At 64.3% G+C, this 12094-nt stretch carries 11 protein-coding genes; 5 read left to right on the top strand and 6 right to left on the bottom strand.

Going from position 1 to position 12094, the window contains the following annotated elements:
• Positions 1-9: 9 nt before the first annotated feature.
• Together soxY and soxX are read right to left on the bottom strand one after the other, a co-directional pair.
• Positions 10-501, bottom strand: coding sequence for a thiosulfate oxidation carrier protein SoxY (gene soxY / locus IVB40_RS33835; RefSeq protein WP_247817599.1), 492 nt, complete (start codon positions 499-501; stop codon positions 10-12).
• Between the two features lie 38 nt (positions 502-539).
• Positions 540-893 (bottom strand): sulfur oxidation c-type cytochrome SoxX, encoded by a 354-nt coding sequence (gene soxX / locus IVB40_RS33830; RefSeq protein WP_247357565.1) that lies wholly within the window; start codon positions 891-893, stop codon positions 540-542.
• A gap of 259 nt (positions 894-1152) precedes the next feature.
• Between soxX and IVB40_RS33825 the strand changes: the two genes are divergently transcribed.
• Complete coding sequence (locus tag IVB40_RS33825; RefSeq protein WP_247357566.1) at positions 1153-1824, top strand: DUF938 domain-containing protein; 672 nt, start codon at positions 1153-1155, stop codon at positions 1822-1824.
• Positions 1825-1938: 114 nt separating this feature from the next.
• On the opposite strand, the gene IVB40_RS33820 is transcribed toward IVB40_RS33825, so the two are convergent.
• Entirely contained in the window at positions 1939-4008 is a 2070-nt protein-coding gene (locus IVB40_RS33820) for a prolyl oligopeptidase family serine peptidase (protein WP_247817598.1), read from the bottom strand.
• A gap of 218 nt (positions 4009-4226) precedes the next feature.
• Between IVB40_RS33820 and IVB40_RS33815 the strand changes: the two genes are divergently transcribed.
• On the top strand, positions 4227-5474 hold the full coding sequence (locus tag IVB40_RS33815) for an MFS transporter (protein WP_247817597.1): 1248 nt from the start codon (positions 4227-4229) through the stop codon (positions 5472-5474).
• 141 nt (positions 5475-5615) lie between these two features.
• On the top strand, positions 5616-6854 hold the full coding sequence (locus IVB40_RS33810; RefSeq protein WP_247817596.1) for an MFS transporter: 1239 nt from the start codon (positions 5616-5618) through the stop codon (positions 6852-6854).
• A gap of 127 nt (positions 6855-6981) precedes the next feature.
• Here the strand turns inward: IVB40_RS33810 and IVB40_RS33805 are convergent, their stop codons facing one another.
• Both IVB40_RS33805 and IVB40_RS33800 read right to left on the bottom strand, forming a co-directional pair.
• Positions 6982-7476 (bottom strand): VOC family protein, encoded by a 495-nt coding sequence (locus IVB40_RS33805; protein WP_247817595.1) that lies wholly within the window; start codon positions 7474-7476, stop codon positions 6982-6984.
• A gap of 91 nt (positions 7477-7567) precedes the next feature.
• Positions 7568-8113 carry a carboxymuconolactone decarboxylase family protein gene (locus tag IVB40_RS33800; RefSeq protein WP_027565949.1) on the bottom strand — a complete coding sequence of 182 codons (546 nt, stop codon included), beginning with the start codon at positions 8111-8113 and terminating at the stop codon, positions 7568-7570.
• A 137-nt stretch (positions 8114-8250) separates the two neighbouring features.
• Here IVB40_RS33800 and IVB40_RS33795 point away from each other — a divergent pair, with 137 nt between their 5' ends.
• Both IVB40_RS33795 and IVB40_RS33790 read left to right on the top strand, forming a co-directional pair.
• Positions 8251-9465, top strand: a complete 1215-nt coding sequence (locus IVB40_RS33795) for an acyl-CoA dehydrogenase family protein (RefSeq protein WP_247817594.1) — start codon at positions 8251-8253, stop codon at positions 9463-9465.
• 143 nt (positions 9466-9608) lie between these two features.
• Positions 9609-10748: an acyl-CoA dehydrogenase family protein gene (locus tag IVB40_RS33790; RefSeq protein WP_247817593.1), complete on the top strand. Its 1140-nt coding sequence runs from the start codon at positions 9609-9611 to the stop codon at positions 10746-10748.
• A gap of 259 nt (positions 10749-11007) precedes the next feature.
• Here the strand turns inward: IVB40_RS33790 and IVB40_RS33785 are convergent, their stop codons facing one another.
• A complete protein-coding gene (locus IVB40_RS33785) occupies positions 11008-12045 on the bottom strand; it encodes an amino acid ABC transporter substrate-binding protein (RefSeq protein WP_027565946.1) in 1038 nt (345 codons plus the stop codon).
• Between the last annotated feature and the right edge of the window lie 49 nt (positions 12046-12094).

Raw genomic sequence — 12094 nt, 5'->3', positions numbered from 1 at the left:
CTTCCTCGCTTAGCCGCCGCAGCCGCCGACGGTGACCTTGACCTCTTTGGTCGCGCTGTAGAGTTTGCCGTCGGCCTCCACGATCGCGACCACGTTGGTGGTCTTGGCCATCTTCAGCCGGTTGGCGACAGCAGGGATCGTGCCTTCGGGAATCCTGTAGGACGCGGCCAGCGCGCTGGGATTTTCGGCCACGAAGAACGAGATCGAGTTGACCTTGTCGAGCGTCGTCGTCACCGAGATCGGCACCACGCCGCCGTTCTCGGCGATCTCAGGGGCGTCCAGCTTGACCTTGTCGGACGGCTCGGCGGTTTTGCCGTAGAGCGCCTTGATGGCGTCCGCCTCGCTCTTCTGCTTGAAGGCCTCTTCCGGATATTTGTCGTTGGCCGCGGCGCGCGCGGGAGCGGCGCCGAACGGCAGATTGCCGAGGCCGAGCAACGCGACCGAGGCTGCGCCCTGAAGGATCAGGCGCCGCGTCGCGCTTGGGCCGGTGAGTATGGTCATCTCGGGTCTCCCAACCAAATCTCGTGGCGTGCCTGAAGTCACAGGGTCTGCAGGAAATCAACGATCGCGCTGATCTCCTGCTCGGTCAAAATCCGGTTCCGGCCGAACGGCGGCATCATGGTCTGCGGATTGCGCTTGGTCTCGTCGAAGATGATCGCGGCCAGCTCGTTGCGATCGGGGTACTTGGCCTTGAGGTCCTTCAGTTCCGGCCCGATCGTTCCCGGCAGGTCGCCACCCCTGATGACATGGCAGGTCAGGCAATTGCCCTTGCCGCGGTCGAAAGCGAGTTTCTGGCCGTCGGCCACAACGGACTGCGCCCACGCCGGGCTGGCGAGGCGGGCGGCAATGACCAGCAAGATGAACAGAACGGGCGTCCGGGAAAAGGCGGTCAAGGCGTCATTCCAAAGCGTTATATCGATGGTCTCGATCGCGAAATAGAAGCGTTCCAAAGCACAAAGGGCACCGCCTGACAATCCAGACTATGCACGCGACAAAATGAAGTTAATATCTTCCCCATTGCAACTAATGAGATTATTTGTTCAGCCGATTTGGCCCGAGAGTTAAGAGCCGTGGCGCGGGCCGGCTGTTTCCTGAGCGTTTGGGCGCTCATCGTGTTTTCAACGCGTTCTCGTTTTTTCAAGGGGACCTCACTTGGCTGAATATGTCGTCGAATTCGGCAGGGATGGCGGTCGGGTCGAGTCCGACGGGCGGCTCGACGCGCCGGCATTTCATCGCAATCACGAGCCGCTCTGGGCGGCACTCGAAAAGCATCTCACCGGCTGCACCGGCAACGTGGTCGAGCTCGGCAGCGGAACCGGCCAGCACGTGGTCCACTTCGCCCGGCACACGCCCGGCCTGATCTGGTGGCCCAGCGATCTCAACCAGCGCCACCTCAAGAGCATCGAGGCGTGGCGCGTTCATTCAGGCCTGAAGAACATCCGCTCGCCGCTGCGGATCGATCTCACCGATCCGGACTGGTGCCCGGAGATGAAAAGCGGGCAGGCGCCGTCAAGTCTTGCCGCATTGTTCTGCGCCAATGTCATCCACATCGCGCCATGGAGCGTCGCCGAGGGCCTGTTCGCCGGCGCCGGCCGCTATTTGCGGGCCGACGGCAAGCTGTTCCTCTACGGCCCCTTCAAGCGCGACGGCAAGCACATCGCGCTCAGCAATGCCGTGTTCGACACGTCGTTGCGTGAAGGCAATCCCGACTGGGGCGTGCGTGATATCGCCGACGTCGAGGCGCTCGCCCGCGGCGCAGGTCTTCGCCTCGTCGATACGATCGACATGCCCGCGAATAATCTGACCTTGGTATTCGCGCGATAGAAGGTCGTCATGCCGGGCTTGTCCCGGGCATCCACGTTCTTCGTGCACCAGCCAAGGCGTGGATGGCCGGGTCAAGCTCGACCATGACGATCCGAAGACGTCAGCGCCGCAACGCTAGCCCTCGCCATCCCTCCAGCCGATCTTGTCCTTCAAGAACCGAAAGCCAATCACCTCGAACCCGGCGCGCTCCTTGTTGTCCTTGCCGTAGCCGTGGCCACCCGCTTCAGGCTCGTAGAACCAGGCCTCGTAGCCCATGGCCTGGAGCTTTGCGGCCATCTTGCGCGCATGCCCGGGATGGACACGGTCGTCGCGCCGCGTGGTGGCGATCAGGATCGGCGGATAGGGTTGGCCGGCTTTGACGTTGTGATAGGCGGAGTAGGTCTTCAGCCAGTCCCACTCCTCCGGCTTGTCGGGATCGCCGTATTCCGCGATCCAGCTCGCGCCGGCGAGCAGCTTCGTGTAGCGGCGCATGTCGATCAGCGGGATGGTGCAGAACAGCGCGCCGAAACGTTCGGGGTAGCGCACCAGCATGTTGGTGATGAGGATACCGCCGTTCGATCCACCCTGCGCAGCGATGCGCTTTGCTTTGGTCACGCCGCGGCGGACGAGATCGGCGGCAACGGCTGCGAAATCGTCGTGCGACAGTTTCTTGCCGGCGAGCCGGCCGGCATCGTGCCAGCGCGTGCCGAATTCGCCGCCGCCGCGCAAATTCGCCTGCACCGTCGTGCCGCCGCGCTCCAGCCACAGCTTGCCGAGCGATGCGTTGTAATACGGCTTCACCGAATGGGCGAAGCCGCCATAGGCGCTCATATAGACCGGTGCATCGCCGGTCTCGCCGCTGGGGCCGGTCTGCACATAAGGGATGCGCTCGCCGTCGATCGAGATCGCCTCGTGCTGGGTCACCACGAGGCCGTCGGCGCTGAATGTTTTCGGCGCCTGCTTCAGCACGGTCGGGCTCGCGACGCCGCGCTCCATCAGCAGCAGCGACGGCGGCGTCAGCGGATCCTGCACATTGGCAAGCAGGTCGCCATTGCTCTCGGAGGGATGGCGATCCAGCGGCCAGATGTCGACCACGCCGATCTGCGGCAGGCCGCCGAGTGACGCGCGGCTCCAGCTCGTGGCGGACGGCGTGCAGATCTCGAATTGCGGCTGGAGCTCGTCGAGGATCGACAGCACCAGCCTGCCTCCGGTCCAGAACAGACCTTGCAGGGCGCGGCGAGATTCCGGCTCGAACAGGACTGCGAAATCGCGGCTGCCGGCGAGGAAGGCCGAGAGCGACATGCCGAGCACGGTGTCGGCGGCATAGGTTTTCCCCTCGATCGACCAGGCTTCGCGCAGCTTCATCGCGAACCAGTCGCCATGCGCCTGCAACCAGATGCCGGTCGGCAGATCGAGCTTTGTCGTCGTGCCGTCCGCGCCGCGCAGCCAGAGCGCATGATTGAAGAAGTCGATCTGGTCGACGATCCAGCTGCGCGGCGCCGCCGCGGTGTCGTCGACGATGCCGGAGATCGCCATATGATCGGCCGTGGTCTCGATGATTACCTGCGCCTGATCGATAGGCTGGCCGCGTCGCCACAGCCGAACCGTCCGGGAATATCCCGAGCTCGTCGCCATGCCTTCGCCATAGGCGCTCGACAGCAGCAGCGTGTCGGCATCGAGCCAATCGGCGCCGCCCTTGGCTTCCGACAGCGCAAATCCGTCCGCGACGAAACTCTTGGTGTCGAGGTCGAATTCCCGCAAGGTCACGGCGTCGCTGCCACCGCGCGACAGGCCCAAAATGGCGCGCGCGCTTCCCTTCTGTGTGGTGATTCCGCTCAGCAGCCAGTCCTCGCCTTCGCTTGCCGCGAGCTGGTCGACATCCAGCATGATCTCCCACGTGGGATGCGGTTTGCGAAACTCCGCGAGCGAAGTCTTCCGCCACAGGCCGCGCGGGTTGGTGGCGTCCTTCCAGAGGTTGTGCAGTTCGTCGCCGCGCCGGCTGACATAGGGAATGTTGTCGGGACGATCGTAGATCGCCGCGAGGATGTCACGGTCGCGCGCGAAGGCCGCTCCGCCGAACGCCTCGAGCGTCAGGCTGTTCTGCCGCGTGACGAAATCGAGCGCCTGCTTGCCTTCGATCTCCTCCAGCCAGAGCCAGGGATCGTCGTCGGGAGTGCTGAGCGTAGGCCTGTCGTCGACGGACATGAACGAAACTCCGGAAGGTCGCGGCGGATAGGATTTGATCGAGCGCAAACCGTCAAGTGCGCGGCCCATTATCATCGGCCCGATTGCGTCAGAGACATGGCCTGCGCCCGTTTGCGCCGGTTGCCCGGCCTCCCGCGCCCCGCCATAGTGCCGGGAATCAAGCGAGCCCTTGAAAGCCTTTAAAAGCCCCTCGAAAGCCCGTTGGGGCGGAAATGCCGATGCTGGATGTGACTGCAGCCAATGAGATCGCCGCCGACACCCGCGTGCGCGCCAATGTGGTGCGCCTGGCCGCCGCGCAGGCGCTGACTGGCGCCAACTCGGCGGTGATCTTCGCCACCGGCGCGATCGTCGGCGCGACGCTCGCGCCCGACGTCTCGTTCGCGACCGTGCCGATCTCGATGTACGTGCTCGGCCTCGCCGCCGGCACGCTGCCGACCGGCGCGATCTCGCGCCGCTTCGGCCGCCGAATGGCTTTCATCGTCGGCACAGGTCTGGGCGCGCTGACCGGTCTGCTCGGCTCGTTCGCGATCCTGCACGCTTCGTTTCCGTTGTTCTGTCTGGCGACTTTTCTCGGCGGCCTCTACGGCGCGGTGGCGCAGTCCTATCGCTTCGCTGCCGCCGACGGCGCCAGCGCTGCCTATCGGCCCAAGGCGGTGTCCTGGGTGATGGCGGGCGGCGTGTTCGCCGGCGTGCTCGGTCCGCAGCTCGTGCAATGGACCATGGATGTCTGGCAGCCTTATCTGTTCGCTTTCAGCTTCCTGGTCCAGGCTGCCGTCGCGCTCATCGCGATGGGCATCGTCGCCGGGGTCGACATGCCGAAGCCAGCACCGGCCGATCTTCACGGCGGGCGGCCGCTGCTCGAGATCGTGGCCCAGCCGCGTTTCATTGCGGCGGCGCTGTGCGGCGTCATCTCCTACCCCATGATGAATCTGGTGATGACCTCGGCGCCGCTCGCCATGAAGCTGTGCGGCTTGAGCGTTTCCGATTCAAATTTCGGCATTCAATGGCACATCGTCGCCATGTACGGGCCGAGCTTCTTCACGGGCGCGCTGATTGCCCGCTTCGGCGCGCGCAAGGTCGTTGCCGCCGGCCTGCTGCTGGAGGCTGGCGCAGCCTGCATCGGCCTGTCCGGCATCACCGCGATGCATTTCTGGGCCACGCTGGTCGTGCTCGGTGTGGGGTGGAATTTTTCCTTCATCGGCGCCTCCGCGCTGGTGCTGGAGACGCATCGGCCGCAGGAGCGCAACAAGGTGCAGGCCTTCAACGATTTCCTGGTGTTCGGGATGATGGCGATCGGCTCGTTCTCGTCCGGCCAATTGCTAGCCAGTTACGGCTGGTCCGCGGTGAACATGGTGGTGTTCCCGCCGGTGCTGCTCGGCCTCGCCGTGCTCTCGCTGGCGTCCTTTGCCCGCCGTCGCAAAGCGCGGCTGGACGCGGCGATGGGCGAGTTCCCGGATGCGATCTGAATTGGCAGGAGGCTGTCAGCAGCGTTGATAGTTCGATCCAGGTCGAAGTGATTTCCGGGGCTTGGGTTGTTACATGATGCTCGTCATGAACAGGCGAGCGTGAAGCACGGCGCTCGCGGGGGAAACGAAGGACAAGCGCAAATGCTCGACAATCCCCGGCACGACGCATCCATCGACGAATCCTCCCTCCGCTACGAAGGTTGGCGCATCGTTGCGGTCTGCTTCCTGCTCGCGACCTTCGGCTGGGGGCTCGGCTTCTACGGCCAGAGCGTCTATGTCGCCGAGCTCCAGCGCGCGCACGGCTGGTCGGCCTCGCTGATCTCGTCCGGCACGACGTTCTTCTATCTGTTCGGCGCGCTGCTCGTCGTCTTCGTCGGCGAAGCCGTCAACAAATACGGCCCGCGCCTTGGCCTGATCGCGGGGACGCTGGCGATGTCGGCCGCGGCAGTCGCGATCGGCGCGGTGCGCGAGCCGTGGCAACTTTATCTCGCGAACGCCGTGCTCGCCTTCGGCTGGGCCGGCACCAGCCTCGCCATGATCACCAACACGATCAGCCTGTGGTTCGACCACAAGCGCGGCATGGCGATCAGCCTCGCGCTGAATGGCGCAAGCTTCGGCGGCATCGTCGGCGTGCCGCTGCTGGTGACCTTGATCGGCCACATCGGCTTCGCCAGCGCGATGTTTACCGTCGCCGGCGCCATGCTGGTGCTGCTCGTGCCGGTGATCCTGATTGTCGTCGGCCACCCGCCCGATCTCCATGGCCGGCGCGCCGCGACGAAGGCGAAGCCGCAATCATCCGCGCAAATTCGCAGCCAGGCCTTGCGCGACGTCGGCTTCCTCACTGTGACCATTGCCTTTGCCTTGGTGCTGTTCGCGCAGGTCGGCTTCATCGTCCACCTGATCTCGTTCCTCGATCCCGTGATCGGGCGCGAGCGCGCAGCCGTCGCGGTTGCGGTGCTGACCGCGATGGCGGTGATCGGGCGGGTGCTGTTCTCTCTGGTGATCGACCGCCTCAACCAGCGGCTCGCCTCGGCGCTGTCGTTCCTGAGCCAGGCCGTGGCGCTTCTCGTCGTCATCAATTTGCACAATGATTACGTGCTGATCGCGGCCTGCGCATTGTTCGGCTTCTCGGTCGGCAATCTCATCACGCTGCCGTCGCTGATCGTGCAGCAGGAATTCGATTCCGCCTCGTTCGGCGTGCTGATCAGCCTCAACACCGCGATCAACCAGGTGACGTATGCGTTCGGCCCCGGCGTGGTCGGCCTTCTGCGCGATTTTTCCGGTGGCTATGAGCTGCCGTTCTATCTGTGTATTGCGCTGGAGCTGGCGGCGGCGGCGTTGATCATGGTGCGGGGGAAGCCGCATGTGAAGACTGCGTAGAGGCGCGGCGTCGCTTCAACATCCTCCGTCATTGCGAGCGCAGCGAAGCAATCCAGACTGCTACTGCGGAAAGATTCTGGATTGCTTCGTCGCTTCGCTCCTCGCAATGACGAGGAGAGAGTTGAGTTTAAGCCTCGCGCTGCTTCAGCAGCTCGTCCACATCCAGCCGTTTCGTGAACATCGCGAGCTTCCCATCCGGCCCGAACGGCCATTGCTCCCGCGGCTTGTCCCAATACAGCTCCACGCCGTTCTGGTCCGGATCGCGCAAATACAGCGCTTCGGACACGCCATGGTCGCTGGCCCCGTCGAGCGCAATGCCGGACGAGAGCACGCGGTGCAGCGCATCCGCCAGCGCCGGTCGCGTCGGATAGAGGATCGCGGTGTGATAGAGCCCGGTCGTGCCCGCCGGTGGCGGCGAGCCGCCCTTGCTCTCCCAGGTGTTGAGCCCGATGTGGTGGTGATAGCCGCCGGCCGAGATGAAGGCCGCGCCGGAGCCCATGCGCTGCATCAGCTCGAAACCGAGCACGCCGCAATAGAAGCCGAGCGCGCGATCGAGATCGGCGACCTTGAGGTGAACGTGGCCGATCCTGGTGCCGGCGGCGACGGCTTGGTTCTGCGACATGCGGCTGCTCCGTTGATGAACTCCACATAAGTGCGGGCTTGGGACAGTGCTACCGGCCTATCCAGAAACCCAGCGTTTCCGGATAGGCAACTTACGACAGCTCCCGCACCTCGCCCTCCGGCAGCTCGAACTCAAACGTGTTCAGCGTCATCGACACCAGCGTGTAATAGCCGCAGAGACCAATCACCTCGACCACGCCGCGCTCGCCGAGCAGCTTCACCGCCTCGTCATAGAGGCCCTTCTCGACGCCGTGGCCCTCATGCAGCGACTTTGCGACGTCGTAGATCATCTTGCCCTTGGGATCGTCGAAGACGGGCGTGCGGCGGTCGCGGATGGCATCGATGATGTCAGGGGCCATGCCGCCGGCAAGCGCGAGGCGCTTGTGCGCGTACCATTCGTAATGCGCGGTCCAGTGCCGCGCCGTCACCAGGATCGCGATCTCCGAAAGTTTTGCGGGAAATATCGTGTCGTAGCGCAGGACCTCGCCGAGCCGCGTGGCGTGACGGGCCATGTCGGGGCTGTTCAGCCAGGCCATCATCGGCGCGGGCGGCTTGCCGCGCTTGCCGGCAATCGACTCGTCATAGGTCTGCCGCTGGCTCTCGTTCATTTCGCCAGGCGAAAGAAGTTTCAGGCGCATTGTTGTTTCCTCTTTGTTTTCAAGCTTCGCCGTCGCGGCGACTATAGCGGATGCGTGACACGGAAGTGGTTGAATTCCGCGGGAGCTTGGCCCAGAGTCGCGGGCAACAAGCCGATTTAGATTGATGGAAACGACCAATGACTGACTCCAGGGCCAGCGAGACCGAGACCGCCGATCTCGAAACATTCCGCAGCGAAACGCGCGTCTGGCTCGAGGCCAATTGCCCGCCGGAGATGCGCAAGCCCGCAACTTCAGATGCCGACGTGTTCTGGGGCGGACGCAACGCAAAATTCTCGTCCGAGCCGCAGCGCATCTGGTTCGAGCGCATGCGCGACAAGGGCTGGACCGTACCCGATTGGCCGAAGGAGTACGGCGGCGGTGGCCTCAGCGCCGCCGAGCACAAGGTGCTGCGCGCGGAGATGGGACGAATCGGCGCGCGTCCGCCGCTGTCGAGCTTCGGGATCTGGATGCTCGGGCCGGCGCTGCTGAAATACGGCAACGACGCCCAGAAGAAAGAGCATCTGCCGAAGATCGCGGCTGGCCTGATCCGCTGGTGCCAGGGCTATTCCGAGCCGAACGCCGGCTCCGATCTCGCCTCGCTGCAGACCCGTGCCGAGAGCGACGGCGATGATTTCGTCATCACCGGGTCGAAGATCTGGACGTCCTACGCCAACTACGCCGACTGGATCTTCTGCCTCGTCCGCACCGATCCCGCCGCGAAGAAGCATGACGGCATCAGCTTCATCCTGTTCGACATGACCTCGAAGGGCGTGACGACCAAGCCGATCCTGCTGATCTCCGGCTACTCGCCGTTCTGCGAAACCTTCTTCGACAATGTCCGCGTGCCGAAATCGCACGTGGTCGGCACCGTCAATCGCGGCTGGGACGTCGCAAAATATCTGCTCCAGCATGAGCGCGCGATGATATCAGGCATGGGCGAGCGCGGCGTCGGCCGTCCGCTCGGCCAGATCGCGGCCGATTCCGTCGGCACCGATGCGCTGGGACGGCTCGACGATTCCATGCTGCGCGGCCGGATCGCCAGCTTCGACGTCGATGAAGCCGCCCTTGCAGCCTGCGCCGAGCGCGCGGTCGATCTCGCCAAGGCGGGGCAGGCGCATCCGGCGTTCTCGTCGGCGATGAAATATTACGGCACCGAGCTCAACAAGCGCCGTTACGAGATCCTGATGTCGGCCGGCGGCGTCGATGCACTGGAATGGGAGAGCGAGCGTTCGAAGCAAGGCGCCCGTCCACGCGCCTGGCTGCGGACCAAGGCCAACTCGATCGAGGGCGGCACGACCGAGGTCATGCTCGGCATCGTCGCCAAGCGCATCCTCGATCTGCCGGGGGCGTAGACTTCCCGTCATTCCGGGGCGCGCGAAGCGCGAGCCCGGAATCCATTTCACCGCGTATATGCCCCCTGATGGATTCCGGGCCTGGCCCTTCGGGCCATCCCGGAATGATCAAGACAAAACAGATTTCGAATCGGAACGCACCCATGGCCCTCGTCCTCACCGAAGAACAATCGATGCTCCGCGACAGCGCGCGCGGGTTGATCAGCGACAAGGCGCCGGTGTCGCATTTGCGGCATCTGCGCGACAGCAAAGACCCCACCGGCTTTTCCAAGGAGTTTTGGCATTCCTTCGCCGAGATGGGCTTTGCCGGCTTGCTGGTGCCGGAAGAGTTCGGCGGCAGCGGCCTCGGCTATGTCGAGGCCGGCGTGGTGATGGAGGAGATCGGCCGCACGCTGATGCCGTCGCCCTTCCTCGCCACCAGCGTGGTCGCGGCCTCGGCGCTGAACCGTGGCGGCAATGCCGCGCAGAAGTCGGAATATCTGCCGAAGATCTCCAACGGCTCCCTGCTTGCGACGCTTGCGGTCGACGAGGGCGCAAAACATCGCCCGCTTCAGACCAGCCTCCAGGCCGTGCGCGCCGGCAACGGTTTCAGGCTCTCCGGCGCCAAGGCGCTGGTGGTCGACGGTCACGTCGCCGATCTCCTCATCGTCGCTGCGCGCACCGCCGGCTCGGCCGGCGAACGCGAGGGGCTGACGCTGTTCCTGGTCAACCCGAAGGCCAAGGGCGTTGCGATCGAGCGCACCATCATGGTCGACGCACACAATGCGGCGCGGCTCGAGCTTGCCAATGTCCAGGTCGATGCCGACAGCGTGCTCGGCGAAGTCGACCAGGGTGGTGCGCTGCTCGACGGCGTGCTCGATATCGGGCGCGGCGCGGTGGCCTCCGAAATGGTGGGCCTGAGCGAAGAAGTGTTCAACCGCACCGTCGAGTACCTGAAGAGCCGCAAGCAGTTCGGCAAGCTGATCGGCGAATTCCAGGCGCTGCAGCACCGCGCCGCCGAGCTCTACGTCGACATCGAGATCACCCGTGCCGCCGTGATGAAGGCGCTGCAGGCGCTCGATACGGACGTCGCCAAGGCGGCGTCAGCCGTCGCAGTGGCAAAGGCCCGCGCCGGCACCACCGCCACCCGCGCGGTGCAGGAAGGCGTGCAGATGCATGGCGGCATGGGCATGACCGACCAGTTCGACATCGGCTTCTTCATGAAGCGCGCGCGCGTGTGCGAGGAGTTGTTCGGCGACGCCGATTACCACACCGAGCAGCTGGCAAGGGCGCGGGGGTATTGAGGCGCACCGTCGCGTCGCATTCGGTGTCATCGCCCGCGAAGGCGGGCGATCCAGTATTCCAGAGACGGCAGAGATCTACCGAGAGGCTGCGGCGTACTGGATCGCCCGGTCAAGCCGGGCGATGACAGTTGAGAGTGTGGACAGCGCTTGCCCCAAGCTCGTCATTGCGAGGAGCACTTGCGACGAAGCAATCCAGACAGCCTCTGCGGAAAGATCCTGGATTGCTTCGCTTCGCTCGCAATGACGGCGGAAAGACCTCCTACCGCACCGGCGGCGCGTACTGCACGCCGCCTGCATTCCACAGCTGGTTCATGCCGCGCGGGATCTTCAGCTTCGACTTCTCGCCGATGTTGCGCTCGTACATCTCGCCGTAATTGCCGACGTGGCGGATGATGCGGACCACCCAATCCTTGGTGAGGCCGAGTTGCTCGCCGTAATTGCCCTCGGTGCCGACCAGCCGCATCACTTCCGGCTTCTTCGACTTCAGGGCCTCGTCGATGTTCTCCGAGGAGACGCCGAGCTCCTCGGCGTTGATCATCGCGTACAGCGTCCACTTCACGATCATCATCCAGTCGTCGTCGCGCTGACGCACGACGGGGGCGAGCGGCTCCTTGGAGATCATGTCCGGCAGGATCATGTGGTCGCCGGGCTTCGACAGGTTGATCCGCAGTGCGTAGAGTTGGGAGACGTCGGCGGAGAGCGTATCGCATTTGCCGGTGTCGTAGGCTTTCACGACGTCGTCCAGCTTGTCGAACTTCACCTCTTCATACTTCATGTTGTTGGCACGGAAGTAATCCGCGACGTTGAGCGCCGTGGTGGTCCCGGTCTGGACGCAGACCTTGCTGCCGGTCAGGTCCAGCGCAGTTTCCTTGTTGCGCGCGCGCGGCAGCATGAAGCCTGCGCCGTCGTAATAGGCGACCGCAGGGAAATAGAGGTCGTAGTCGAGCTCGCGCGCCATGCTCCAGGTCGAGTTGCGCGAGAGGATGTCCACCTTTCGGCTCTGCAATTCCTTGAAGCGCTCGTTGGCATCCAGCGCGACGAACTTCGCCTTGCTCGGGTCGTTGAAGATCGCGGAGGCCACCGCACGGCAGAAATCGACGTCGAAGCCGGTCCAGTTGCCCTTGTCGTCGGGGATCGAGAAGCCCGGCAGGCCCTTGTTGACGCCGCACAGCACTTCGCCGCGGCGGACGGTGCGCTTCAGCGTGCGGGTGTCGTAGAATTCATAGATGATGGCCAGGACGGCGACCAGCACGGCGACTGCGAGCCCGATCAGCAGGCCGCCACGAAAAGTGCGCATCATGTTGCTCTCTCGAAATAATCGGGAAAAGGAATATTCGCTAAGGCGA

Origin of the sequence: Bradyrhizobium sp. 40 (assembly GCF_023100925.1) — a bacterium.
Classification (GTDB): Bacteria; Pseudomonadota; Alphaproteobacteria; order Rhizobiales; family Xanthobacteraceae; genus Bradyrhizobium.
This window is presented reverse-complemented; position numbering and strand designations above follow the sequence as displayed.

Excerpts from the sequence above, each read along its gene's own strand:
- soxY (WP_247817599.1), bottom strand. The coding sequence starts at position 501 with ATGACCATACTCACCGGCCCAAGCGCGACGCGGCGCCTGATCCTTCAG.
- IVB40_RS33820 (WP_247817598.1), bottom strand. The coding sequence starts at position 4,008 with ATGTCCGTCGACGACAGGCCTACGCTCAGCACTCCCGACGACGATCCC.
- IVB40_RS33815 (WP_247817597.1), top strand. The coding sequence starts at position 4,227 with ATGCTGGATGTGACTGCAGCCAATGAGATCGCCGCCGACACCCGCGTG.
- IVB40_RS33810 (WP_247817596.1), top strand. The coding sequence starts at position 5,616 with ATGCTCGACAATCCCCGGCACGACGCATCCATCGACGAATCCTCCCTC.
- IVB40_RS33805 (WP_247817595.1), bottom strand. The coding sequence starts at position 7,476 with ATGTCGCAGAACCAAGCCGTCGCCGCCGGCACCAGGATCGGCCACGTT.
- IVB40_RS33800 (WP_027565949.1), bottom strand. The coding sequence starts at position 8,113 with ATGCGCCTGAAACTTCTTTCGCCTGGCGAAATGAACGAGAGCCAGCGG.
- IVB40_RS33795 (WP_247817594.1), top strand. The coding sequence starts at position 8,251 with ATGACTGACTCCAGGGCCAGCGAGACCGAGACCGCCGATCTCGAAACA.
- IVB40_RS33790 (WP_247817593.1), top strand. The coding sequence starts at position 9,609 with ATGGCCCTCGTCCTCACCGAAGAACAATCGATGCTCCGCGACAGCGCG.
- IVB40_RS33785 (WP_027565946.1), bottom strand. The coding sequence starts at position 12,045 with ATGCGCACTTTTCGTGGCGGCCTGCTGATCGGGCTCGCAGTCGCCGTG.